The sequence below is a fragment of the Pseudomonas sp. PvP100 genome, from assembly GCF_017833055.1.
GTDB lineage: Bacteria > Pseudomonadota > Gammaproteobacteria > Pseudomonadales > Pseudomonadaceae > Aquipseudomonas > Aquipseudomonas syringae.
Map to the genome: position 1 here is coordinate 3,394,123 of NZ_JAFIBO010000001.1, position 25,279 is coordinate 3,419,401.

Below are 25,279 nucleotides of genomic sequence, written 5' to 3' on the forward strand. Positions count from 1 at the left end.
TCAGGAATCGCATCAATGGGCTTTCGTTTGTCGAAGATTTACACGCGTACCGGCGATGCCGGTGAAACCGGTCTGGGCGATGGCCGTCGGGTCTCCAAGGATCATCCGCGCGTCGAGGCCATCGGTGAGGTCGATACGCTCAACAGCCAGCTGGGACTGTTGCTGGCGGGGCTGATCGATGAAGCTCAGCGCGTCCCGGCGCTCAAGGAAGTGATCGAAGTACTTGCACCCTGCCAGCACCGTCTGTTCGATCTGGGCGGTGAACTGGCCATGCCGACCTACAAGGCGCTGAACGAAGCCGAGGTAGAGCGACTGGAGGCCGCTATTGATGTATGGAATGAGGAGTTGGGGCCACTGGAAAATTTCATTTTGCCAGGCGGTTCATCGCTGATCGCCCAAGCGCACATCTGCCGTAGCCTGGCGCGCAGTGCCGAACGTCGCTGTCAGCATCTGAATGCCGTCGAGCCGCTGGAAGGCGCAGGGCTGGCGTACATCAACAGGCTGTCGGACCTGCTGTTCGTCGCTGCTCGATTGATCGCCAGAAGACAGGGCATTGCCGAGATCCTTTGGCAGCCCGCACCCAAGCCGGTTTGATGGACATATCCATTAAACGGAGCAGCACAGAAGACATCCTCACGCCAGCGTCCTGTCGTTAGGTACAGGTCTTGTGGGAGTGAGCGAGGCGGGCTCACGAAGACATCGGTCCAGACGCCCCATTTTCAGGGGTTTTACGGACCTCTTCGCGAGCAAGCTCGCTCCCACGGCCTGCGGCCTGCGGCCAGAATCAATAGCAGACTTGTGTATAACGCTAGTTACTCTGCGTGGGCATGCCGTTCTGGACGCTCTGCGTCCTCTGCTGAGCGTCAGACGATCTCGTCAGGCCAGAACGCGCGAATCCCGGCCACGCCCTGTGCGCCGCTCTCCCAGGCCTGTTGGCGCTCGGCAGGACCTACGCCGCCCAGCAGAAAGACCGGCCTGTTGAAATCTGCAATCAGTTGCGTTGCCTGCGGCCAGCCCAGCGGTTGCGCATCGGGGTGAGTCAAGGTTGGCTGAACGGGCGACAGGGTGACGAAATCTACTCCCATCTGCTCTGCCAGTGCCAGCTCTTCGGCGTTATGGCATGACGCCGCCAGCCAACGGTTCTCAGGGAACGGACGCCCGCGACTGGCGTACTTGCGCAGTTGCTCCGCCGTCAGGTGCCAGCCGGCGGACGGAAAGTCGCCCAGCCACTCCAGAGGCCCTTTGAGCATGAGCTGCGCCTTGCCGGCACACAGGCCCGCCGCATCCACGGCCAGGTCACGGTACTTCGGATCGTAACCACCCGGTGCACGCAACTGCACCAGCTTGATGCCGCCTGCGATGGCTTTCTGCATACCGCGCAACAGCTCGATATTGTCCAGCCCCTCAGGGGTGATCAGGTACTCGCCGGGCAAACGTGCCGCCGCGACGATCGGCTGATTGGCGGCCGGAAAGTCATAATTGGCCAGCTCTCGCGGGCTGGCCCAGACCAGCGGCTGCCCTTCTGCACCATGCGCCTGGCCAGTGAAGGCCGAGACTTCCCAGACGTCCAGCAGCACCTGCTTGTCCGGATAGTCGTGACAGACCTTGATCAGCGGACGTGCCGCCGTCACCAGGATGCCCAGCTCTTCCTGCAATTCACGTGCGAGCGCGGCCTGGACAGTCTCGCCCTCCTCGACCTTGCCGCCAGGAAACTCCCAGAGGCCGCCTTGATGCTGAGTGTCGGCACGTCGGGCAATCAATACGCTGCCGTCAGCGCCACGAATGACGGCGGCGGCCACATGAACTCGTTTCACGATCAGGACTCCTCCAGACCGGCCTGCTGCCAGCGTTTGAAGGCAGGCCACTGGTAAATGGTTTCGATGTACTTCAGCGCTTCTTCAGGCAACTCGACACGGTAACTGCGCAGGCGAATGGCTACCGGGGCGAAGAACGCGTCGGCAATGCTTGGCTTACCGAACAGAAACGGACCGCTTTCGGCCGCCGCAGTGCGGCATTCGGCCCACAGTTCGACGATACGATCGATGTCGTTCTGGGTATCGACCGGAATCACTTCCAGCGCCTGATCCTGGCGCAGGTCCATCGGCATGTTCGAACGCAGGCTGACAAAGCCGCTGTGCATCTGCGCGCAGGCAGAACGTGCCTGGGCACGCGCAGCGGTATCACTCGGCCACAGGCCAGCGTCCGGAAAACGTTCGACCAGGTATTCGCAAATGGCCAGCGAATCGATGATCGTGCCGTGCTCGCACTGCAGCGCAGGGACCTTGCCGGTGGGTGAATACTTGAGAATGTTCGCGCGGGTGTCAGGCTGGTTCAGGCGGATAACCTGATCGGTGAACGGAGCACCGGTCATTTCCAGCACCAGCCAGGGACGCAGCGACCAGGAGGAGTAGCGTTTGTCGCCGATAATCAGATGCAGGCTCATGGTTCAGCTCCATTGAGCCCGGCGCGAAGACAGGGTGCCGGCGCGCCGGGCATTGAATCAGGTGCGATATTCCGCGTTGATCTTCACGTACTCGTGAGAAAGATCGGTGGTCCAGATCGTTTCGCTGCAATCGCCGCGGCCCAGCTCGATACGGATGGTGATTTCTTCTTCGGCCATTACCGCCGAGCCCTGCTCTTCTGTGTAGGTAGTGGCGCGGCAACCCTGGCTGGCGATGCACACGCCCCCCAGGAATACGTCGATCTTGCTCACGTCCAAATCCGGCACACCGGCACGGCCGACAGCCGCCAGGATACGTCCCCAGTTCGGGTCGGAGGCGAACAGCGCGGTCTTGATCAGCGGCGAGTGGGCCACGGCATAACCGACGTCCAGGCATTCCTGATGATTGCCACCACCTTTGACTTCAACGGTCACGAACTTGGTCGCACCTTCTCCGTCACGCACAATGGCCTGAGCGACTTCCATGCACACATCGAACACCGCTTTCTTCAACGCCTCGAACAACGGACCTTTGGCCTCGGTAATTTCCGGCAGGTCAGCCTGACCGGTGGCGATCAGCATGCAGCAATCATTGGTCGAGGTGTCGCCATCGATGGTGATGCGGTTGAACGACTTGTTGGCGCCGTCACGAATCAGGTCCTGAAGCACGCTCTGCGCCACTTTGGCGTCGGTGGCGATGTAACCGAGCATGGTCGCCATGTTCGGGCGAATCATGCCTGCACCCTTGCTGATGCCGGTCACCGTGACGGTCACGCCGTCATGGCTGAACTGACGGCTGGCGCCTTTGGGCAGAGTGTCGGTGGTCATGATGCCGGTCGCCGCTGCGGCCCAGTTATCCACAGACAGATCATCCAGCGCGGCTTGCAGAGCGCCTTCGATCTTTTCCACAGGCAACGGCTCGCCGATCACGCCCGTCGAGTAGGGCAGCACCGCCGAAGCATCGACGCCGGTCAGTTGCGCCAGCTTTTCGCAAGTACGCCGCGCCGCCACAAGACCTGGTTCGCCCGTGCCCGCATTGGCATTGCCAGTGTTGGTCAGCAAATAACGCACGGTGCCCTGGACACGTTGCTTGGCCAGAATGACCGGCGCGGCGCAGAACGCATTCAAGGTGAATACGCCGGCCACGCTGGAGCCTTCGGCACAGCGCATGACCACAACATCCTTGCGCCCCGGGCGTTTGATGCCGGCAGAAGAAATGCCAAGTTCAAAACCGGGAACCGGGTGCAACGCAGGCAAAGGACCAAGACCAACAGCCATCGGGGTGCTCCTCATGGAGTGTGGCGCCGTCCGCATCGGTACGGCGATCAATGAAAAAACGCCGCGACGGGCAAGCCGGTCGCGGCGCAGGTATTACACAGTCAAAGGCTTAGTTGATCTGGCCGTGACAGTGCTTGAATTTCTTGCCCGAACCACACCAGCACAGCTCGTTGCGGCCCAGTTTCTGGTCGTTGCGAACCGGCTCGGATGCAACGGCAACAGGCGCTTCGCCACCCTCTTCATCGAGAAGCGGCTGCTCGATGCCCGGTGCCGGCGCGTGTTCGAACTGCATGCGACTGGCCAGCTCTTCGGCGTCCTGACGCAGGCGTGCTTCTTCTTCCTCTGGATCTTCGCGACGAACCTGAACGTGCGAGAGCACACGGATGGTGTCGCGCTTGATCGAGTCGAGCAGTTCCTGGAACAGCGTGAAGGACTCGCGCTTGTATTCCTGCTTCGGGTTCTTCTGAGCGTAGCCGCGCAGGTGGATACCGTGACGCAGGTGGTCCATGGTCGAAAGGTGATCTTTCCACAGGTCGTCCAGCACGCGCAGGAGGATCTGCTTCTCGAAGGAGCGCAGAGCTTCGGCGCTGGCCTGGTCTTCCTTCTCGTTGTACGCCACCAGCAACTGCGCCATGATTTTTTCGCGCAGGCTGTCTTCGTGCAGGTTGTCGTCTTCGTCGAGCCACTGCTGGATCGGCAGTTGAACTGCGAAGTCGGTATTGAGCGCCGATTCCAGGCCGGCAACATTCCACTGCTCCGGCAGGGACTGTGGCGGAATATGCTGGATGATCAGGTTGTTGAGCACTTCCTCGCGGAAGTCGGCAATGGTCTCGCCAATGTTCTCGGCGGCCAGCAACGTGTTACGCATGTGATAAATCACTTTACGCTGTTCGTTGGCCACGTCATCGAATTCAAGCAACTGTTTGCGGATGTCGAAGTTGCGACCTTCCACCTTGCGCTGCGCTTTTTCGATGGCGTTGGTCACCATGCGATGCTCGATGGCCTCACCGGACTGCATGCCCAGCGCCTTCATGAAGTTCTTCACCCGGTCAGAGGCAAAGATGCGCATCAGGCTGTCTTCGAGCGACAGGTAGAAACGGCTGGAGCCGGTGTCGCCCTGACGGCCGGCACGACCGCGCAGCTGGTTGTCGATACGGCGCGATTCGTGACGCTCGGAGGCGATGACGTGCAGGCCGCCCGCTTCGATCACCTGCTGATGGCGCTTCTGCCAGTCAGCCTTGATCTGTGCGATCTGCTCGGGAGTCGGGTCTTCCAGGTTGGCAACCTCGACTTCCCAGTTGCCGCCCAGCAGGATGTCGGTACCACGACCGGCCATGTTGGTGGCGATGGTCAACGCACCCGGACGACCGGCCTGCGCAATGATTTCCGCTTCCTTTTCGTGGAACTTGGCGTTCAGAACCTTGTGCTCGATGCCTTCCTTGTTGAGCAGGCTGGACATGTGCTCGGAGGTTTCGATGGTCGCCGTACCGACCAGCACCGGACGGTTTTCCGCGATGCAGGCCTTGATGTCGGTGACGATGGCGGCGTACTTCTCTTCCGCCGTCAGGTAGACCAGGTCGTTGAAGTCCTTACGCGCCAAAGGCTTGTTCGGCGGGATGACCATGACGGCCAGGTTGTAGATCTGGTGGAATTCGAACGCTTCGGTGTCGGCCGTACCGGTCATGCCGGACAGCTTGTTGTACAAACGGAAGTAGTTCTGGAACGTGGTCGATGCCAGGGTCTGGCTTTCAGCCTGGATGTTCAGACCTTCCTTGGCTTCGATGGCCTGGTGCAGACCTTCGGACAGACGACGGCCCGGCATGGTCCGGCCGGTGTGTTCGTCGACCAGCAGAACCTGACCGTCCGAAACGATGTATTCGACGTTGCGATTGAACAGCTTGTGCGCACGCAGACCGGCATAGACGTGAGTCAGCAGGCCCAGGTTATGCGCCGAGTAGAGGCTCTCGCCTTCAGCCAGCAGGCCGACTTCGGTGAGCATTTCTTCGATGAACTGGTGACCGGCTTCGTTCAGCTCGACCTGACGGGTTTTCTCGTCGACGGTGAAATGACCCGGCTTGGTGACTTCGCCTTCCACTTCCTCGATATGCTGCTCGAGCTTGGGGATCAGGCGGTTGATTTCGGTGTACAGCTTGGAGCTGTCTTCAGCCTGGCCGGAGATGATCAGCGGCGTACGCGCTTCGTCGATCAGAATCGAGTCGACTTCGTCGATCACGGCAAAATTGAGTTCACGCTGGAACTTGTCGTCCATGCTGAACGCCATGTTGTCGCGCAGGTAATCGAAACCGTATTCGTTGTTGGTGCCGTACGTGATATCGGCAGCGTAGGCGGCGCGTTTTTCTTCCGGCGGCTGGAATGGCGTGACGATGCCTACGGTCAGGCCGAGGAATTCGTACAGCGGACGCATCCAGTTGGCATCGCGGCGCGCGAGGTAGTCGTTCACGGTAACGACGTGAACACCCTTGCCGGACAATGCATTGAGGTATACCGCCAGCGTACCGACCAGGGTTTTACCTTCACCGGTACGCATTTCCGCGATCTGACCTTCGTGCAGGGTCATGCCGCCGATCAACTGAACGTCGAAGTGGCGCATGCCCATGACGCGCTTGCCCGCTTCACGAGCGACAGCAAATGCTTCCGGAAGCAATTGATCGAGGGTCTCGCCTTTGGCTATGCGGGCCTTGAACTCTTCGGTCTTGGCGCGCAGTTGCTCGTCCGAAAGGGCCACCATTTGCTCTTCGAAGGCATTGACGATCTGTACCGTCTTGAGCATGCGTTTTACTTCACGCTCGTTCTTGCTTCCAAAAAGTTTTTTCAACAAAGGCGCAAACATATCGACAGGATCTTCCACACATAGGAATGGAGGGCGGCCCCGTGAGTCGCCCGTGCAGCCCAGATGGCCGCATGCGAACGAGCATTCTACCCGGAAACGATGGTGAGGAAAGTGGCGTTATTCCACGATGCTGGCACAGCGCTGTGACGGGGCAGGTTTACAATGGGGCCATTTTCAAGCACTTCAACCCGTTAGCCGGGGAAGTTACTCATTGATTTGCATATGAAAGCACGGAAATGCCCTGAAAAGCAGCCGTCAGAACGCTTTCTGTTAAGATGTTCATCTTGTTACCCAGGCATCCCTCCATGGCCTTTCGTCCTCTGAACGCCCGCCCGCCCGCGGTTTTGCTGCGTGAAGCCAAGCCCCTGAAGGCTATATTTCGCCACGCTGAGCGATTGAGCCACTTGCAGCGCCTGCTCGAAAGCCAGCTCCAGCCTGCGGCCCGCGAGCATTGTCGCGTGGCCTCGTGGCGCGAAGGTACCTTGTTGCTGATCGTGACGGATGGTCATTGGGCCACGCGCCTGCGCTACCAGCAGAAACGCCTGCACCGGCAAATGATGGCTTTTGACGAATTCATCAACCTGACCCGCATTGTGTTCAAGGTGCAGCCGCCTGAAGCGCCACGCGGAGCCGCCACGCACACGATCGACCTGTCGGCAGTGGCTGCCGAAAACATTCAGGCCACCGCTGAAGGCATCACCGATCCGCGCTTGCGCGCCGCACTGGAGCGGCTGGCCAGCCATGCGAAGGACAGGAAATAACCCTGCCTGATCGCTGCACAACCTCCGCGAGCACTGACCTTCCCTGAAAAAAACCATAAAAAAAGGCCACCCGAGGGCAGCCTTTAAAGAACAAAAGGAAAGAGAGTAAAGCTTGCTTACACCGCCGCGACAGGACGCATGTAAGAAATAGGTGCCGTACTGGCATCCTCGAAAGTCACCACTTCCCAAGCGTCTTTCTGCTCGATCAACGTGCGCAGCAGACGGTTGTTCAGTGCATGCCCCGATTTGAAACCCCGGAACTCACCAATCAGGCTGTTGCCCAGCAGGTAGAGGTCACCGATGGCGTCGAGGATTTTGTGTTTGACGAATTCGTCCTCGTACCGCAGGCCGTCTTCGTTCAGTACACCGTCCTTGTCGACCACGATGGCGTTTTCCACGCTGCCGCCGAGTGCGAGGTTGTGCTTGCGCAGGTACTCGATATCACTCATGAACCCGAAGGTCCGGGCACGGCTGACTTCTTTCACGAAGGAAGTGCTGGAAAAGTCCACGCTTGCACTCTGGGTGCGGTCACGGAAGACGGGGTGATCGAAATCGATCTCGAAACTGACCTTGAACCCTTCGAAAGGCACGAAGGTAGCGCGTTTACCGCCCTCCTCCACTGTGACTTCACGCAGGATACGGATGAATTTCTTCGGCTCGTCCTGTTCTTCCAGGCCTGCCGATTGAATCAGGAATACGAAAGGGCCTGCGCTGCCGTCCATGATAGGAACTTCGGAGGCAGAGAGCTCGACGTAGGCGTTATCGATGCCAAGGCCAGCCATGGCCGAGAGCAAGTGTTCTACCGTGTCGACTTTGACATCACCATTGACCAGAGTGGTCGACAGAGTGGTGTCACCGACGTTTTCCGCACGCGCAGGGATCTGCACGACGGGATCAAGGTCAGCTCGGCAAAACACAATGCCGGTATTCACAGGTGCGGGCTTGAGGGTCAGGTAAACCTTCTCCCCGGAGTGCAGGCCTACACCTGTGGCACGGATAATATTTTTCAGGGTGCGTTGTTTAATCATGGCATGGGCCGCTTCAGCGCAAGTTGCGAACTGGTATCAACAAAGGCTGGCGATGATAGCAGACCATGCCTTTGCTGAACACCAATCACCCTAATACCCCTGATACATTTCATCAATCGGCCTGACGACGCAGGAAAGCCGGGATGTCCAGGTAATCAAGATCATCGTTAGGGTTCATCTTCGCCGCGGCTGTAGCGCCTGCGTGTGCCTGATTGCGCATCACGGTAGGACGATCCAGGTCACGGTAGTTGACCGACGGTGCTTCCTGGCGGGACGCCTGCTGTGCAGGAGCCTGCTGGGTGGTCTGCAGCGTGTTGTCGATGACCTTGACAGGTTTCTCGATTTTCGCGCCCAGGCCGGTGGCAACCACGGTCACGTGCAACTCGTCACGCATGTCCGGATCGATAACGGTACCGACCTTGACCATCGCGTGCTCGGAAGCGAACGCTTCGATGATGCTACCCACGTCCGAGTACTCACCCAGAGACAGGTCAGGACCGGCAGTGATGTTGACCAGGATGCCGCGAGCGCCCTGCAGGTTGACGTCTTCGAGCAACGGGTTGCGGATGGCCGCTTCGGTCGCTTCACGTGCACGGTTAGGACCGCTGGCGCAGCCAGTGCCCATCATCGCCATGCCCATTTCGCTCATCACGGTACGCACGTCGGCGAAGTCGACGTTGATCATGCCCGGACGCTTGATGATGTCGGAGATACCGCGAACGGCACCGGCCAGTACATCGTCAGCCTTGGCGAAAGCCGACAGCAGGCTGGCGTCTTTACCGAGGATGGTCAGCAGCTTCTCGTTGGGGATGGTGATCAACGAGTCGACGCTTTCGGACAGCATGCGGATGCCTTCATCGGCGATCTGCATACGCTTGCGACCTTCGAACGGGAACGGACGGGTCACGACTGCGACCGTCAGAATGCCCATTTCCTTGGCCACTTCAGCAATGATCGGTGCTGCACCGGTACCGGTACCGCCGCCCATGCCAGTGGTGATGAAAACCATGTTGGTGCCCTGCAGAACCTCTGCAATGCGCTCACGATCTTCCAGTGCGGCCTGACGACCGACTTCAGGGTTGGCGCCAGCGCCAAGACCCTTGGTCACGCCGGTGCCCAGTTGCAGAATGGTCCGCGCGCCGATGTTTTTCAGCGCTTGAGCATCGGTGTTGGCGCAAATGAATTCCACGCCTTCGATGTTGCTCTTGACCATGTGATTGACAGCGTTGCCGCCACCACCGCCTACGCCGATAACTTTAATAACCGGGCTTTGCGGGACGTTGTCTACGAGTTCGAACATTTTCTCTCTCCTTCCGCTTTCTAGTTAGTTTTGCCTACTGCCTGCCGATACTGCTGGTGAAGCCCTGAATCTGAAGCTGTGAAACCGTTAAACGTTGAAACTTAGAAATTTCCCTGCACCCAACGCTTGATACGCTCAAGCACCGGTGCCTTGGTTTCGTCGCTGTAACTGCTGTTGCCGACAATCCCGGACAGCGAAATGCCATCCGATTGTTTTTGCAGCCCGTACATCAACAGGCCTACGCCGGTTGAGTAGATCGGGTTGCGCACGACATCAGCGAGCCCTTTGACGCTGTGCGGTACGCCCAGGCGGACCGGCATGTGGAAGATTTCCTCGGCCAGTTCGACCGCACCTTCCATTTTCGCTGTGCCCCCGGTCAGCACGATGCCGGCCGGGATCAGGTCTTCGTAGCCGCTGCGGCGCAGTTCGGCCTGGATCAGGGTGAACAGCTCGTCGTAACGAGGCTCTACCACTTCGGCCAGGGCCTGACGCGACAGCTCGCGAGGTGGACGGTCGCCCACGCTCGGCACTTTGATGGTTTCGCCTGCACCGGCCAGCTTGGCCAGCGCACAGGCATAACGAATCTTGATTTCTTCGGCGTACTGGGTCGGAGTGCGCAACGCCATGGCGATGTCGTTGGTCACCTGGTCGCCCGCAATCGGGATGACCGCCGTGTGGCGAATGGCGCCTTCGGTGAAGATCGCGATGTCGGTGGTGCCGCCACCGATGTCCACCAGGCATACACCCAGTTCTTTCTCGTCATCGGTCAGCACGGAATACGCCGAAGCCAGTTGCTCGAGAATGATGTCGTCGACTTCCAGACCGCAGCGACGTACGCACTTTTCGATGTTCTGCGCCGCGTTCACCGCACAGGTCACCACATGAACCTTGGCTTCCAGACGTACGCCGGACATGCCCAGAGGCTCACGCACGCCTTCCTGGTTATCGATCACGTAATCCTGAGGCAGGGTGTGCAACACACGCTGGTCGGCAGGAATGGCCACCGCCTGAGCAGCATCGAGCACACGCTCCAGGTCCGCAGCGCTGACTTCACGATCACGAATCGCCACGATGCCGTGCGAGTTCAGGCTGCGAATGTGGCTGCCTGCAACGCCCACGAATGCCGAGTGAATACGGCAGCCGGCCATCAATTGCGCTTCTTCGATTGCGCGCTGGATCGACTGCACGGTCGATTCGATATTCACCACCACGCCCTTCTTCAGGCCGCGGGAGGGATGGGTACCGATACCCACGATTTCCAGCGAGCCATCGGCCGCGACTTCGCCTACCAGTGCCACCACCTTGGAGGTACCGATATCCAGCCCGACGATCATTTTGCCGCTTTGCACATTTGCCATGGTCCTGCCTCTTGTCAATTCTTCGCGACGGCGGGTTTTTCCGTCGCCGGCGCTGCCTGTTCGCGCCAACCGACCGCAAGGCCGTTGGAGTAACGCAAGTCGACGCGCGCGATATTCGTTATTTGGTCTTTCAGCGTTTTGTCGTAAATCGCGATGAAGCGGCGCATTTTTTCGACAAGGTGGTCGCGTCCAAGCAACAACTCGATACCCGGGCCAGCACTACCGGCACCTGTCGTCAGGAACCAGCTGCCACGCTCGCGCAGCTCCAGGCGCACGATGGAGAAGCCCAACGGGCGCAACATCTGACTCAACACCTGATACTGCTGCATCACCTGCTGCTGGGCCCGCTGCGGGCCGAACAACTGGGGAAGATGTTCGTAGTTGGACAGTTCACGCGGTGTGAAAGCCTGCCCCTGGTTATTCAACAGCGCTTCATCGCCCCAACGGGCAACCGGCAACTGCTCTTCAAGACGAATCACTACCTGATCCGGCCATACACGACGGACCTCGGCGTGCGCGATCCATGGCATCTGCTCAAGCTCGGTGCGCATGGCAGCCAGATCGATCTTGAAAAAGCTCGACGCCACATAAGGCGCAATCCGCTGCTGCACAGCCTGCTGGCTGATGTAACTCAAATCGCCCTGCACGTTGATGCGGGTAATCGGGCGGTCGGCGTACGGCAGCAGACGCTGTGCTGCCTCATAAGTACCGAAGCCCAGAACCACCAACAGCACAGGCCAGAGCAGACGCTTCAGAAAACTGAAGTTGGCCTTGGGCAGGCGCGCCGACAAGGGCTCCTTGGCCACCATACGGCTGGCGCCGCGCGGCACCGGCTTGTTGCGGCCGGGTGCAGGTGGCTGAGGACGTGTCGACGGGCCGTACATGCCTTAACCCCTCGCCTGAACGCTGTCGGCCAGGATCGCCAACACCAGTTGTTGAAAATCCAGACCTGCCGCACGGGCCGCCATAGGCACCAGACTGTGATCGGTCATGCCCGGTACAGTATTGACTTCCAGTAACCAGAACTTGCCTTGTGCGTCCTGCATGACATCCGTGCGCGCCCAGCCTGCAATGCCGATGGCATCGCAAGCACGTGCTGCAAGTTGTTTGAGTTCCTGTTCCTGCGCATCGCCAAGTCCGCACGGAATCCGATACTGAGTATCGGACGCCAGGTACTTGGCATCGTAATCATAAAAACTGTGAGGAGTGCCCAGGCCGATGGGAGGCAACACCTGGCCACGCAGAGACGCGACAGTGAACTCAGGCCCCTGAATCCATTGTTCGACTAATACTTGCGAATCGTAGGTACTGGCGGCTTTCCATGCGGCGATCAATTCATCGACGCTGTTCACCTTTGCCATACCGATACTTGAACCTTCATGGGCCGGTTTGACGATCAAAGGCAAGCCCAGTTCCGTCGCGGCGCAAATACAATCACTCTCGTTTTCAAGAACGGCATGCAACGGTGTGGCGAGGCCGAGACTCTGCCAGACCTGCTTGGTGCGCAACTTGTCCATCGCCAGTGCAGAAGCCAGTACGCCACTGCCGGTATAAGGGATTTCCAGGCATTCCAGCAGGCCTTGCATGGTGCCGTCTTCACCACCACGTCCGTGCAGAACGATAAAGGCACGGTCGATTTTCTCGCTGACCAGTCGCTGCAGGAAATCATCGCCCACATCAATGCCGAACGCATCCACGCCTGCCTCGAGCAACGCACTGAGCACGGCGTTACCCGAGTTCAGCGAGACTGCCCGTTCGGCACTCTTGCCACCGAAGAGCACGGCGACACGGCCGAAGCTTTTCGGCTCGAGTGTCGAGCGCAGGGAGGACTGGGCGACGGCTGTCATTTCAGCTTCCCTTCGGTGGAGGCCACTTTGGCACCGGCGAACAGCGGGCTTTTCAGCAGCTGTGGCGCAAGACCGCCGATGTCGCCAGCGCCCTGGCACAGCAGGATGTCGCCCGCGCGCAGCAGCGGTTTGACCAGCGGCGCCAGCTCGACACCACGCTCGATGTAGATCGGGTCCAGTTGGCCACGCTGACGAATGCTGTGGCACAGGTTACGGCTGTCCGCACCGGGAATCGGTTCTTCACCGGCCGGGTAGACTTCCATCAGCAGCAGCACATTGGCGTCCGCCAGCACCTGGACGAAATCGTCGTACAAGTCACGGGTGCGGCTGAAACGGTGTGGCTGGTAGACCATGACCAGACGACGATCAGGCCAGCCGCCTCGCACGGCGTTGATAACGGCAGCGACTTCACGCGGGTGGTGACCGTAGTCATCGACCAGCATCACGTTGCCGCCATCGACCGGCAGCTCGCCGTAGACCTGGAAGCGCCGGCCGACGCCCTGGAAGCCGGAAAGTCCCTGAACGATAGCCTCGTCGCTGACGCCCTCATCGGTGGCGATGGCGATGGTCGCCAGCGAGTTGAGTACGTTGTGATTGCCGGGCATGTTCACCGACACATCCAGCGGCTCGCGGTCGCGGCGCAGTACGGTGAAGAAGGTCAGCATGCCGTCCTGACGCACATTGATTGCACGTATATCGGCAGACTCGCTGAAGCCGTAGGTCAGCGTCGGACGCTTGACCAGCGGCAGAATTTCACGCACCACCGGATCGTCGATGCACATTACCGCCAGCCCGTAGAACGGCAGGTTGTGCAGGAACTCGACAAAGGTCTTCTTCAGTTTGTTGAAGTCGCCTTCGTAGGTCGCCATGTGATCGGCGTCGATATTGGTGACCACTGCGACCAGAGGTTGCAGGTGCAGGAAGCTGGCGTCGCTTTCATCGGCTTCGGCGATCAGGTAGCGGCTGGTGCCCAACTGCGCATTGGTGCCCGCCGCATTCAGACGGCCGCCAATCACGAAGGTTGGGTCCAGGCCGCCGGCAGCGAATACCGAAGCGATCAGGCTGGTGGTGGTGGTCTTGCCATGCGTACCGGCAACGGCGATGCCGTGGCGATAACGCATCAGCTCGGCGAGCATCTCGGCACGCGGTACAACCGGGATGCGGCGCTCCAGCGCAGTGGCCACTTCCGGGTTGGAGGTGTTGACGGCACTCGACACTACCAGCACGTCGGCACCGATGGTGTTCTCGGCACGATGGCCAATGAAAATCTGTGCGCCGAACGATTCCAGGCGTTCGGTCACGGCCGAACCCTTCAGGTCGGAGCCCGAGACTTCGTAGCCCAGGTTCAGCAGCACCTCGGCGATCCCGCACATGCCGACACCGCCGATACCGACGAAGTGGATACGACGGATACGGCGCATTTCAGGTTGTGGCATGGCGCGTTGATTCTCAACCATGGGCCACCTCCACACAGATGTTGACGACGGTGCTGGTTGCATCAGGCCTGGCCAGGCTGCGTGCAGTACGGGCCATGCTGTTCAATTGTTCGGGTTGCATCAAAACCTCTTTCAGGCGTGCTGCCATCTCGGCGGCGCCAGTTGTCGCTTGCGGCATGACGAAGGCTGCGCCTTCGCGAGCCAGATAGTCAGCGTTACGTGACTGATGGTCATCAATCGCGTGGGGCAGCGGTATCAGCAACGACGGCAGGCCGGCGGCGGCCAGTTCGCTGATGGTCAATGCACCTGCGCGGCAGACCACCAGATCAGCCCAGCCATAGGCTTGGGCCATGTTCTGGATGAACGGCGCAACCTGCGCCTCGACGCCCACGTTGCGATAGCGCTCGGCGGTAACTACGTCATGATTCTTGCCCGACTGATGAAAGACTTCGGGCTGGATGTCCTGAGGCAGCTGGGACAGCGCCTCGGGCAACAATTTGTTCAACGGCTCTGCGCCCAGGCTGCCACCCAGTACCAGCAGACGAGCCTTGCGTCCGGCCAGTGCCTGACGCGGTGTTTCCAGAAACAGCTCGACACGCACCGGGTTGCCGGTGGTGCGACGCTTGGACGACTCCGCAAAGGTGTTCGGGAACGCTTCGCACACCCGGCTGGCGAACGACGCCAGACTGCGGTTGGCGGTACCGGCCACGGCGTTCTGCTCGTGAATGATCAACGGTACGCCTGCCAGCTTCGCCGCCAGACCGCCGGGGCCGGTGACGTAGCCACCAAAGCCGACCACGCAGACCGGTTTCACCTGACGTACGACCTTGCGTGCCTGCATCAGGGCCTTGAGCAACATGAAAGGCGCTTTGAGCAGCGACAGACGGCCCTTGCCGCGCAGGCCGGTGACATTGATCAGGTGCAGCGTCAGACCGGCCTGCGGTACCAGTTCGTTTTCGATACCGCGCGGCGTGCCCAGCCAGTGGACCTTGTAGCCGCGTGCCTGGAACTCGCGCGCGCAGGCCAGCGCCGGGAACACATGCCCGCCGGTCCCGCCCGCCATGATCAGCACGTTAGCGTCCATTGGGCGTGTCCTCGGCGAAGTCGCTTTCCTTGAACTCGGCTTCTTCACTGCCCATGTTGTTGCGCGATTCCCACTCGATGCGCAGCAGCAGCCCGAGACTCGCGCAGCAGATCACCAGCGAGCTGCCGCCGTAGCTGAGGAACGGCAGGGTCAGGCCCTTGGTGGGCAGCAGACCGACGTTCACACCGATGTTGATCAGGAACTGACCGATCCACAGGAACGACAGACCGTAGGCCACGTAGGCACCGAAGAACTGCTTGGCGCGCTCGGCCCACATGCCGATGTACATGCCGCGAATACTGACGAACAGGAACAACGCGACGGTGATCAGCGAACCCACGACGCCCAGCTCTTCTGCAAGTACCGAGAACACGAAGTCGGTGTGCGCTTCCGGCAGGTAGAACTGCTTCTGCACGCTGTTGCCCAGCCCGACGCCAAACCACTCGCCGCGACCGAAGGCGATCAGCGCCTGGGTCAATTGGTAGCCGGAGCCGAACTGGTCAGCCCACGGGTCAGTAAAGTTGGTCAGACGCGCCATCCGGTAAGGTTGGGCCTGAACCAGCACCACAACAGAGGCAACCGCCAGTACCACCATCAGCGAGAAACGGAACAGGCCGACACCACCGAGGAACAACATGGCCGCCGCGGCGCCCATCATTACCACGGTCGCACCGAAGTCAGGCTCCATGAGCAGCAGACCGGCCATCGGCAACAGCACAATGAACGGCTTGAAGAAGCCCATCCAGCTTTCGCGAACTTCCTGCTGCTGACGAATCAGGTAGCCGGCAAGGAAGATCACCACAAACACCTTGGCGATTTCCGACGGCTGCACGTTGAACGCGCCGAAGCCGATCCAGCGCATCGAACCGTTCACCTCGCGCCCGATCCCCGGCACCAGCACCAGCAGCAACAGACCGAACGCGCCGAGCAGCATCATCCAGCCCAGACGCTGCCAGGTGGCGACCGGGATCATCATGGTCACGCCGCAGGCACCCAGGCCGATCAGCAGATAAACCAGGTGACGGGTCATCATGTACAGCGTGTTGCCCGACTGCACTGCGGCCACTTCCGACGAGGCCGAGGTAATCATCACCAGGCCAAGGCCAAGCAGCGCCAGGCAGCCGACCAGCATCGGGAAGTCCAGGTCGATGCCGCGCCCGCTGATCAGTGGCGATGGATAAGGCTTGATCACACCGAAGATCATGACAAGCACTCCACTGCCTGCGCGAACACACGTCCGCGCTCTTCATAATTCTTGAACATGTCCAGACTGGCGCATGCAGGAGAAAGCAATACGGCGTCGCCACGCAGAGCCAGTTTTGCGCTGTGCTCGACAGCAGCCTGGACGGTGTCGACACGCACCAGCGGAACGGCCTCGCCCAATGCCTGGGCAATCAGTTCGGCATCACGTCCGAGCAAGACCGCCGCGCGGCAATACTTGGCGACTGGCGGACGCAAACCGCTGAAGTCAGCGCCTTTGCCATCGCCGCCGGCGATCAGCACCAGCTTGCCGTCGATATCCGAGCCCAGCCCTTCGATGGCCGCCAGTGCGGCGCCAACGTTGGTGGCTTTGGAATCGTTGTAGTAATGAACGCCATCGTGCTCGCGCAGCCACTGGCAGCGATGCTCCAGACCGGTGAATTCACGCAGGCTGGCGAGCATGGCGTCGAACGGCAGGCCGACTGCATGCCCAAGCGCCAAGGCGGCGAGCGCGTTGGCCTGATTGTGTGCACCGCGCACTTTCAGCTCACGCACCGGCATGAGGTTTTCAAACTGGAAAGCCAGGTACTTTTCGCCGTTCTCTTCACGCAGGCCGAAACCATGGAAGTCGGGCTTATTGAGGCCGAATGTCCAGCACGGCAGGCCTTCACCAATCAGCGGACGGGACAGCGCATCCTGACGATTGACCACCACTTGCCGCGCGCCACGGAAAATCCGGTGCTTGGCCAGGTGGTAAGCAGGCAGACCGTTGTAGCGGTCCATGTGGTCTTCGCTGATATTCAGCACGGTCGCCACTTCAGCATTGAGCTGGTCGGTGGTTTCGAGCTGAAAGCTGGAAAGCTCCATCACGTACAGCTCGACCTCGTCGCTGAGCAGGTCCAGCGCCGGAGTGCCGAGATTGCCGCCCACTGCCACACGCTTTCCAGCGGCAGCGGCCATCTCACCGACCAGTGTGGTCACGGTGCTTTTCGCATTCGAGCCGGTAATGGCAATCACCGGCGCCTTCGCGTAACGCGCGAACAGTTCGATGTCGCCCGACAGTTTGACGCCACGTGCGTGAGCCTGCTGCAGGGCCGGGGTCGCCAGGGCCAGACCGGGGCTGACATACAGCTCATCGGCACGGCAGAGGAAATCCACGTCCAGCTCGCCACAACGCACTTCCACCTGCGGATAGTCGCGACGCAAGGTCGCCAGCTCAGGAGGATTCTCCCGCGTGTCGGCCACGGCAAAGGACACGCCCTGGTTCGCCAGGAAGCGAACCAGGGACATGCCGCTTTTGCCTAGACCCACGACAATGCGGAAGCGGTCGGAAACGATCAGGGACACTCGTTCTACCTCAGTTTCAGCGTGGCAAGGCCAATGAGCACCAGAATCACGGTGATGATCCAGAAACGGACGATCACACGTGGCTCGGGCCAGCCTTTGAGTTCAAAGTGGTGGTGGATCGGCGCCATGCGGAATACGCGGCGGCCGGTAAGTTTGAAAGACGCAACCTGAATGACCACTGAAAGGGTTTCCATCACGAACACACCGCCCATGATGAACAGGACCATTTCCTGACGAACGATCACCGCCATGGTGCCCAGCGCCGCGCCGAGTGCCAGCGCACCCACGTCGCCCATGAACACCTGCGCCGGATACGTGTTGAACCACAGGAACCCGAGCCCGGCACCAATCAGCGCGCCTGAGAACACAATCAGCTCGCCCGCCCCCGGTACGTAGGGAATCAGCAGGTATTCAGCAAATTTCACGTTACCCGACAGGTAGCAGAAGATGCCCAGGGCACCGCCCACCATCACCGTCGGCATGATCGCCAGACCGTCCAGCCCGTCAGTCAGGTTGACTGCGTTGCTGGAGCCGACGATCACGAAATAGGTCAGCACGATGAAACCGATACCCAACGGGATGCGCACATCCTTGAGCATCGGCACGATCAGCGTGGTTTCAGTCGCCGACGGCGCAGTCGTATAAAGGAAGATCGCGGCACAGAGGCCGAACACCGACTGCCAGAAATACTTCCAGCGACTCGGCAGGCCACGCGAATTCTTTTCGATCACCTTGCGGTAGTCATCGACCCAGCCGATGGCGCCGAACAGGAAGGTCACCAGCAACACAACCCACACGTAACGGTTGCTCAGGTCAGCCCACAGCAGCGTACTGATACCGATGGACGAGAGGATCAACGCGCCGCCCATGGTCGGCGTACCCGACTTGGAGAGGTGCGACTGCGGACCATCGTTACGCACGGACTGACCGATCTGACGCATCTGCAGGGTACGGATCATCCACGGCCCGAGGCACAGCGACAGCGTCAGTGCAGTGAGCACGCCAAGGATCCCGCGCAATGACAGGTACTGAAAGACCGCGAAGCCTTTGTAGAACTGTTGTAAAAACTCGGCCAACAGCAGCAGCATTAATGTTTCTCCAGGCTAGAACCGCACAAGGCAGCCACGACGTGTTCCATCGCAGCGCTACGCGAGCCCTTGATCAGTAAAGTGGTATCAGGGTCCTGCTCGGCGCCCAGCGCCGCAATCAGTTCAGCCTGACTGGCAAAGTGGTAAGCGTGCTCGCCGAAGGCGCTGACGGCGTGAGTCATCAGCGGGCCGACGGCATACAGCGCCGACACCTTGCCAGCGGCATAGGCACCGACTTCGCGATGACCCTGCTCGGCCCAGTCGCCCAGCTCGCCGATATCGCCCAGCACCAGTACGGTACGACCGGTGAAGCCGGTGAGGATGTCGACGGCCGCGTTGATCGAGGCAGGATTGGCGTTGTAGGTGTCATCAATGACGCGCGTGCCATTGCTGGCGATTTGCGCCACGGCACGCCCCTTGACCGGCTGCACGTTGTTCAGTCCGGTGACGATCCCTTCCAGCGGCACGCCCATTGCGCAGCTGGCAGCCGCAGCGGCCAGGGCATTGGACACATTGTGCGTGCCGAGCAGGTTCAACTGAACCCGGGCAGTGCCGAGCGGGCTGTTGAGGGTGAAAGCCGGGCAGCCCCGCCCATCACGGCTAAGCTCGCTGGCGTACACATCCGCCGCAGAGTCGGTCAGTGCGAAGGTCAGGACATTGCGATTGCCAGCGCGCTTGCGCCAGATCGGGAAGGCCTTGTCTTCCAGGTTCAAGACTGCCGTACCACCCGCGTCGAGACCTTCCAGAATCTCGCCCTTGGCTTCGACAATGCGGTCCGGGCCGCCAAACTCGCCAACATGGGCGGTTCCGGCGTTGGTGATCATGGCGACGTGCGGCTTGGCGAGGCTTACGGTGTAGGCAATCTCGCCAACCCGCGACGCACCCAGTTCGATCACAGCCGAGGTGTATTCGGGGGCCAGCTCCAGCAGCGTCAGTGGAACGCCCAATTCGTTGTTCAGGTTGCCTCGGGTCGCGAGCACAGGCCCGCGCGTGCGCAGGATGCTCGCGAGCATTTCCTTGACCGTGGTTTTGCCACTCGACCCGGTGACGGCAGCAACCGGCCGGTCGACGAACGCATTGCGATTCATGGCACCCAGTTGGGCAAGTGCCTTGCGGGTATCCAGCACGACCAGTTGCGGCAGGGCGGCGCCCTGCACTTCACGCTCGACCAGAGCACCGACCGCACCTTTGGCAGCCACTTGATCGAGGTATTCATGACCGTCGAAACGCGGACCGGTCAAGGCCACGAACAGCTGGCCAGGCTCGATGCCCCGGCTGTCGGTGCTGACGCCGGCAAAGCTGCAGTCGCCGCCGACCAGACGGGCGTCGAGTGGCACAACCAGTTCGCTGAAGGTCATTGGCTTAAGCATTCGCAGGCTCCCATACAGCAAGCGCGCTGGCGGCTTCTTGCAGGTCGGAGAACGGCTGCCGCTGACCGTTGATTTCCTGGTAGTCCTCGTGGCCCTTGCCGGCAAGCACCACGACGTCATCGGCATTGGCGCTGGCAATCAGTTCGGCAATGGCCTGACCGCGACCTTCGATGAAACGCACCTTGTCCGCAGCAACGAAGCCAGGGCGTATATCGTCAAAAATACTGACAGGCGATTCGGAGCGCGGATTGTCATCAGTGACCCATACGCCGTCGGCCAGACGCTCGACCACTTCAGCCATCAGCGGACGCTTGCCACGGTCACGATCACCGCCGCAGCCGAACAGGCACAACAAGCGGCCCTTGGCGTGCGGGCGCAGTGCTTCGAGTACTTTTTCCAGCGCGTCCGGGGTGTGCGCGTAATCCACGACGACCAGCGGCTTGTCGGCACCACCCAGACGCTGCATGCGTCCGACCGGGCCTTCGAGTTTCGGCAGCGCCTTGAGAATTTCGTCCAGCGCGTAATCCAGGCCCAGCAGCGCGCCGACCGCAGCCAGCACGTTGCTCAGGTTGAAACGGCCCAGCAGGCTGCTGCGCAGGAAGTGCTCGCCCTGAGGCGTGACCAGCGTGGCACGCACGCCATCGTCATCGAACTTCGCATCGCGGCAATACAGGTAGGCCGAGCTGTCCAGCTGGCTGTAGGTGATCAGGCGCGACTCTTGTTTGACAGCGGCCAGTTCACGGCCGAAATCGTCATCCAGGTTGATCACCCGGCATTTCAGATCGGGCCATGCGAACAGCTTCGCCTTGGCGGCAGCGTAGGCCTCCATGGTGCCGTGATAATCCAGATGGTCGCGGGACAGATTGGTCAGCACCGCCACATCAAAGGCCAGCGCCGCAGCGCGTCCCTGATCAAGACCGTGGGAGGAGACTTCCATCGCCACTGCGCGCGCGCCGGCCTGTCTCAGGTCGGTCAGCGTTGCCTGCACGGCAATCGGATCAGGCGTGGTGTGGCGGCCGCTTTGCAGCGAACCGTAGAAACCGGTGCCCAGTGTACCGACGATCCCGCAGCGTTGGCCGAGGGCATCAAGCGCCTGAGCCACCAACTGGGTCACGCTGGTCTTGCCGTTGGTGCCGGTAACACCCACCAGATTCAGACTGCGGCTCGAATCACCATAGAAGCGACCAGCGATCGCGGACAACTGCGCGGCGAGCCCTTTTACCGGAATCAGCGGCACATCAGTGATCGGCAGAACGATCGACCCTTCGACTTCATAGGCTACGGCAGCTGCGCCACGCTTGAGCGCGTCGGCGATGTGCGCGCGGCCATCGACATCGATGCCCGGCACTGCCAGAAACAGGTCGCCCGGACGCACATTGCGGCTGTCGAGAGTCAGCTCGCGAATCAGCGCATCGCGGTCGGTGTGAGCGAAAAGCTTGCTCAGATTAAAGGCCATCAACCACGCCCTCCTTTGGCTGCCGGTGCGGCGTTGACTTGTTCAGGCGGCGCAAGGTTGTCCGGCGTCACGTTCATCAGACGCAACGTGCCAGACATGACCTTGCTGAATACCGGGGCCGAAACCAAACCACCGTAGTAACCACCCTTGCTCGGTTCGTCGATGACAACCACGATGGCGTAGCGCGGGTTACTCATCGGGCCGAAACCGGCGAACAGCGAGCGATAGGAATTTTCCGCGTAGCCCTTGGTGCCGATGGACGTCTTGCGCGCCGTACCACTCTTGCCGCCGACGTGATAGGACGGCACACGGGCGCGATAGACGCCGCGCGGGTCCTCGATAACCTGCTGCAACATACCCTGCAGAGTCTTCGCGGTTTTCTCCGGAATGGCCTGGGTCGATTCCGGCTCTTTGTCTGTTTTGAGGATGGTCAACGGCACGATGCGGCCGTTGTTGGCCAGCGCACCGTAGGCATGCACCAGCTGCAAGGCAGTGACCGACAGACCGTAGCCATAGGACAGCGTGGCGGTTTCGGCCTTGCGCCATTCGCGGTAGTTGGGCAGGTTGCCGACGCGCTCGCCAGGGAAGCCGAGGCCGGTGTACTGACCGAACCCGACGCGCTGCATGGCACGGAAGATCGCCTCACCGCCCACATCGAACGCGACCTTGCTCATGCCGACGTTACTGGAGTTGATCAGAATGCCGGTCAGATCGAGGATCGGGCCTTCGGTCTTGGTCACATCACGAATCGTGTATTTGCCGATCTGCAGGGTGCCCGGATAAACCTCGACCTTGTCGGTCGGCTTCCAGCGGCCACTGTCCAGCGCTGCGGTCATGGAGATAGGCTTCATGGTCGAGCCGGGTTCGAACACGTCGATGATCGCCCGGTTGCGCATGGCGGCAGGCACCATGGTGCGTCGGTTGTTCGGGTTGTAGGTCGGCTGATTGACCATCGCCAGCACCTCACCGGTCTTGACGTCCATGATGACCATGCTGCCGGCCTTGGCCTCGTTCTCGACGATGGCATTGCGCAGTTCACGGGTGGCCAGGTACTGCAGGCGCAGGTCAATAGACAAAGCCAAGGTCTTTCCGGCCTTGGCATTCTTGGTCACCTGAACATCCTTGATCAGTCGGCCACGCCGGTCCTTGATGACCTGACGCTTGCCGGGCACACCGGCGAGCCAGTCGTCATACGCCAGCTCGACGCCTTCCCGGCCATGGTCGTCAAGGTCGGTAAAGCCGACCATGTGTGCAGTAACATCGCCAGCAGGATAAAAGCGGCGGAACTCTTCGATGCCGTAGACACCGGGCACTTTCAGGTCGATGACCGACTGACCCTGCTCTGGCGTCAGGCCACGCACCAGGTAGATGAATTCCTTGTTCGCCTGCGAGTCCAGGCGCTCGGTCAATGCCTTGAGATCCTGACCCAGGGCGGCGGCCAGCATCGGCCACTTGGACTTGTCCTGCTGCATTTCACGCGGGTTGGCCCACAGCGTGGTCACCGGCGTACTGACGGCCAGCGGCTCGCCGTTACGGTCAGTGATCAGGCCACGGTGCGCCGGAATAGGAATATGCCGAAGGCTACGTGCATCGCCCTGTTCCTTGAGAAAGGTATGGTCGATGACCTGCAGGTCGACGATGCGCCAGCAAATGGCGAGCACGAGGGACACCAGCAGCCCTACGACTACGCGAAAACGCCACGGATAAAGAGCGCCATCGAGCTTCATCATGGCGCCACCATGCGTACTTCGGCAGCGCTCGGGATGCGCATCTTCAGCTGTTCGGTGGCCAGAGTCTCGATACGGCTGTGTGCAGTCCAGGTGCTCTGCTCAAGAATCAGCCGCCCCCACTCTGCCTGCGCCTTGTCGCGCACGCTCATTTCCGAATACAGCGAGTTGAGCAGTTGACGATTCCAATGTGCACTATAGGAAACGCCAATCGCCGAAATCAGGACGGCAATGAACAGCAGCAGCATAATGAAACTGCCGCCGGGCAGAGGCTTCAGAAACAGACGGCTCACCTGAGCTTCTCCGCTACACGCATGACAGCACTGCGCGAGCGCGGGTTTGCTTTGGTTTCTACATCTGAGGCGAACTGAGCCTTGCCGTGAATTTTGATTTTCGGTTCGAACGGTTTGTACTGAATCGGCAGATTGCGCGGCATGTTGTCGGCTTCGCCCTTGGCGAGCTTGCGCATGAACAGCTTGACGATGCGGTCTTCCAGCGAGTGAAAGCTGATGACGACCAGGCGGCCACCCACTTCCAGCGCATCCAGTGCCGCTTCGAGGCCGGCTTCCAGATCGCCCAATTCGTTGTTTACGTGAATACGCAGGCCCTGAAAGGCACGCGTTGCAGGATTCTTGCCCTTTTCCCAGGCAGGGTTGGCGACCTTGAGCACTTCTGCCAGATCAGCTGTGCGCTCGAAAGGCTGGACTTCGCGACGCGCGACGACCGCGTTGGCCATCCGCTTGGCAAATCGCTCTTCGCCGTATTCCTTGAAGACGCGGGCAATTTCTTCAGCCGGTGCAGTCGCGATGAACTCGGCAGCGCTTACACCGCAGGTAGGGTCCATGCGCATGTCCAGAGGACCGTCGTTCATGAAGCTGAAACCGCGCTCGGGATCATCCAGCTGCGGGGACGACACACCCAGATCCAGCAGAATGCCACTGACCTTGCCCGCCAAACCGCGTTCCTGGGTCTCGGATCCCAATTCGGCAAAGCTGCGCTGCACAATGACAAAGCGGCCGTCTTCGGCCGCTAGCGCTTGCCCGGTGGCAATCGCTTGAGGGTCCTTGTCGAATCCCAGGAGCCGACCCTCTGGGCCCAGCTGGCTGAGTATCAGACGACTATGCCCGCCACGCCCGAACGTGCCGTCCAGGTAGCAGCCATCGGCGCGCACCGCGAGAGCCTCCACGGCTTCTTCAAGCAGCACGGTGATGTGGGTAAAGCCGCTATTCATAGTCACAGGATCAAATCACGTAATTCGTCGGGCATCGCGCCAGGTTTTTGAATGGCAGCCAGGTCAGCATCAGCAAGAGCATTCCAGGCGTCCTCGTCCCACAGTTGAAACTTGTTGAGCTGGCCCACCAGCATTACGCGCTTATCCAGCCTGGCGTACTCGCGCAGGCGCGGCGGCACCAGAAAACGCCCACTCCCGTCGAGTTCCAGATCGACAGCATTACCAATCAGAAGCCTTTGCAGACGGCGGTTCTCTTCACGAAACGTCGCCAGATCACGAAGTTTTGCTTCTATCAGCTCCCATTCGGAAAGCGGATAAAGGCAAAGGCATGGATCAACGGCATCGATGGTCACGATAAGTTGGCCGGCGCTACGCGAATCCAACTCGTCACGGTACCGGCTCGGCATAGCGAGACGGCCCTTGGCATCGAGATTGATCGCATTGGCACCACGGAACACAGGCGCATTCTCCGAATAT

The 25,279-nt window shown here is 60.4% G+C and carries 22 protein-coding genes; 2 read left to right on the forward strand and 20 right to left on the reverse strand.

What is annotated here, in order from left to right:
* Positions 1 to 15: 15 nt before the first annotated feature.
* Positions 16 to 594 (forward strand): cob(I)yrinic acid a,c-diamide adenosyltransferase, encoded by a 579-nt coding sequence (locus tag JOE39_RS14420; RefSeq protein ID WP_003313533.1) that lies wholly within the window; start codon positions 16 to 18, stop codon positions 592 to 594.
* 269 nt (positions 595 to 863) lie between these two features.
* On the opposite strand, the gene JOE39_RS14425 is transcribed toward JOE39_RS14420, so the two are convergent.
* From JOE39_RS14425 to secA, 4 genes are all read right to left on the reverse strand, one after another.
* A complete protein-coding gene (locus JOE39_RS14425; RefSeq protein ID WP_003424479.1) occupies positions 864 to 1,814 on the reverse strand; it encodes a Nudix family hydrolase in 951 nt (316 codons plus the stop codon).
* A gap of 2 nt (positions 1,815 to 1,816) precedes the next feature.
* Entirely contained in the window at positions 1,817 to 2,443 is a 627-nt protein-coding gene (locus JOE39_RS14430) for a glutathione S-transferase family protein (protein ID WP_003313535.1), read from the reverse strand.
* Between the two features lie 57 nt (positions 2,444 to 2,500).
* Entirely contained in the window at positions 2,501 to 3,718 is a 1,218-nt protein-coding gene (gene argJ, locus JOE39_RS14435; protein ID WP_210078609.1) for a bifunctional glutamate N-acetyltransferase/amino-acid acetyltransferase ArgJ, read from the reverse strand.
* 109 nt (positions 3,719 to 3,827) lie between these two features.
* On the reverse strand, positions 3,828 to 6,569 hold the full coding sequence (secA, locus tag JOE39_RS14440; RefSeq protein WP_003313539.1) for a preprotein translocase subunit SecA: 2,742 nt from the start codon (positions 6,567 to 6,569) through the stop codon (positions 3,828 to 3,830).
* 305 nt (positions 6,570 to 6,874) lie between these two features.
* Here secA and JOE39_RS14445 point away from each other — a divergent pair, with 305 nt between their 5' ends.
* Positions 6,875 to 7,330 (forward strand): DciA family protein, encoded by a 456-nt coding sequence (locus tag JOE39_RS14445; protein ID WP_003313540.1) that lies wholly within the window; start codon positions 6,875 to 6,877, stop codon positions 7,328 to 7,330.
* 116 nt (positions 7,331 to 7,446) lie between these two features.
* Here the strand turns inward: JOE39_RS14445 and lpxC are convergent, their stop codons facing one another.
* The 16 genes from lpxC to mraZ all read right to left on the reverse strand — a co-directional run bounded on the left by lpxC (position 7,447) and on the right by mraZ (position 25,260).
* On the reverse strand, positions 7,447 to 8,358 hold the full coding sequence (lpxC, locus tag JOE39_RS14450; RefSeq protein ID WP_003364012.1) for a UDP-3-O-acyl-N-acetylglucosamine deacetylase: 912 nt from the start codon (positions 8,356 to 8,358) through the stop codon (positions 7,447 to 7,449).
* A gap of 112 nt (positions 8,359 to 8,470) precedes the next feature.
* Positions 8,471 to 9,658 carry a cell division protein FtsZ gene (gene ftsZ, locus JOE39_RS14455; RefSeq protein WP_002555041.1) on the reverse strand — a complete coding sequence of 396 codons (1,188 nt, stop codon included), beginning with the start codon at positions 9,656 to 9,658 and terminating at the stop codon, positions 8,471 to 8,473.
* A gap of 101 nt (positions 9,659 to 9,759) precedes the next feature.
* Positions 9,760 to 11,016: a cell division protein FtsA gene (ftsA, locus tag JOE39_RS14460; protein ID WP_003424486.1), complete on the reverse strand. Its 1,257-nt coding sequence runs from the start codon at positions 11,014 to 11,016 to the stop codon at positions 9,760 to 9,762.
* Between the two features lie 14 nt (positions 11,017 to 11,030).
* Positions 11,031 to 11,900 carry a cell division protein FtsQ/DivIB gene (locus tag JOE39_RS14465; protein ID WP_003395370.1) on the reverse strand — a complete coding sequence of 290 codons (870 nt, stop codon included), beginning with the start codon at positions 11,898 to 11,900 and terminating at the stop codon, positions 11,031 to 11,033.
* A 3-nt stretch (positions 11,901 to 11,903) separates the two neighbouring features.
* Positions 11,904 to 12,863 (reverse strand): D-alanine--D-alanine ligase, encoded by a 960-nt coding sequence (locus tag JOE39_RS14470; RefSeq protein ID WP_003424491.1) that lies wholly within the window; start codon positions 12,861 to 12,863, stop codon positions 11,904 to 11,906.
* Positions 12,860 to 14,320 carry a UDP-N-acetylmuramate--L-alanine ligase gene (murC, locus tag JOE39_RS14475; protein WP_003424493.1) on the reverse strand — a complete coding sequence of 487 codons (1,461 nt, stop codon included), beginning with the start codon at positions 14,318 to 14,320 and terminating at the stop codon, positions 12,860 to 12,862. The genes JOE39_RS14470 and murC overlap by 4 nt, the downstream gene beginning before the upstream one ends.
* Complete coding sequence (gene murG / locus JOE39_RS14480; protein ID WP_074907247.1) at positions 14,313 to 15,383, reverse strand: undecaprenyldiphospho-muramoylpentapeptide beta-N-acetylglucosaminyltransferase; 1,071 nt, start codon at positions 15,381 to 15,383, stop codon at positions 14,313 to 14,315. The genes murC and murG overlap by 8 nt, the downstream gene beginning before the upstream one ends.
* Entirely contained in the window at positions 15,373 to 16,584 is a 1,212-nt protein-coding gene (ftsW, locus tag JOE39_RS14485; protein WP_162832611.1) for a putative lipid II flippase FtsW, read from the reverse strand. Before ftsW ends, murG begins: the two co-directional genes overlap by 11 nt.
* Positions 16,584 to 17,930 (reverse strand): UDP-N-acetylmuramoyl-L-alanine--D-glutamate ligase, encoded by a 1,347-nt coding sequence (gene murD / locus JOE39_RS14490; protein WP_210078608.1) that lies wholly within the window; start codon positions 17,928 to 17,930, stop codon positions 16,584 to 16,586. Before murD ends, ftsW begins: the two co-directional genes overlap by 1 nt.
* A gap of 5 nt (positions 17,931 to 17,935) precedes the next feature.
* Positions 17,936 to 19,018 (reverse strand): phospho-N-acetylmuramoyl-pentapeptide-transferase, encoded by a 1,083-nt coding sequence (gene mraY, locus JOE39_RS14495; RefSeq protein ID WP_003313553.1) that lies wholly within the window; start codon positions 19,016 to 19,018, stop codon positions 17,936 to 17,938.
* Positions 19,018 to 20,388, reverse strand: a complete 1,371-nt coding sequence (gene murF, locus JOE39_RS14500; RefSeq protein WP_024683971.1) for a UDP-N-acetylmuramoyl-tripeptide--D-alanyl-D-alanine ligase — start codon at positions 20,386 to 20,388, stop codon at positions 19,018 to 19,020. Before murF ends, mraY begins: the two co-directional genes overlap by 1 nt.
* Positions 20,381 to 21,844 carry a UDP-N-acetylmuramoyl-L-alanyl-D-glutamate--2,6-diaminopimelate ligase gene (locus tag JOE39_RS14505; RefSeq protein WP_210078607.1) on the reverse strand — a complete coding sequence of 488 codons (1,464 nt, stop codon included), beginning with the start codon at positions 21,842 to 21,844 and terminating at the stop codon, positions 20,381 to 20,383. Before JOE39_RS14505 ends, murF begins: the two co-directional genes overlap by 8 nt.
* Positions 21,844 to 23,571: a penicillin-binding protein 2 gene (locus tag JOE39_RS14510; RefSeq protein ID WP_010427469.1), complete on the reverse strand. Its 1,728-nt coding sequence runs from the start codon at positions 23,569 to 23,571 to the stop codon at positions 21,844 to 21,846. The genes JOE39_RS14505 and JOE39_RS14510 overlap by 1 nt, the downstream gene beginning before the upstream one ends.
* Positions 23,571 to 23,864: a cell division protein FtsL gene (ftsL, locus tag JOE39_RS14515; RefSeq protein WP_003340690.1), complete on the reverse strand. Its 294-nt coding sequence runs from the start codon at positions 23,862 to 23,864 to the stop codon at positions 23,571 to 23,573. Before ftsL ends, JOE39_RS14510 begins: the two co-directional genes overlap by 1 nt.
* On the reverse strand, positions 23,861 to 24,802 hold the full coding sequence (rsmH, locus tag JOE39_RS14520) for a 16S rRNA (cytosine(1402)-N(4))-methyltransferase RsmH (protein WP_210078678.1): 942 nt from the start codon (positions 24,800 to 24,802) through the stop codon (positions 23,861 to 23,863). The genes ftsL and rsmH overlap by 4 nt, the downstream gene beginning before the upstream one ends.
* A gap of 2 nt (positions 24,803 to 24,804) precedes the next feature.
* The gene (mraZ, locus tag JOE39_RS14525) at positions 24,805 to 25,260 is read right to left on the reverse strand and encodes a division/cell wall cluster transcriptional repressor MraZ (RefSeq protein WP_002555055.1); all 456 of its coding nucleotides are present in this window, start codon (positions 25,258 to 25,260) and stop codon (positions 24,805 to 24,807) included.
* Positions 25,261 to 25,279 lie beyond the last annotated feature (19 nt).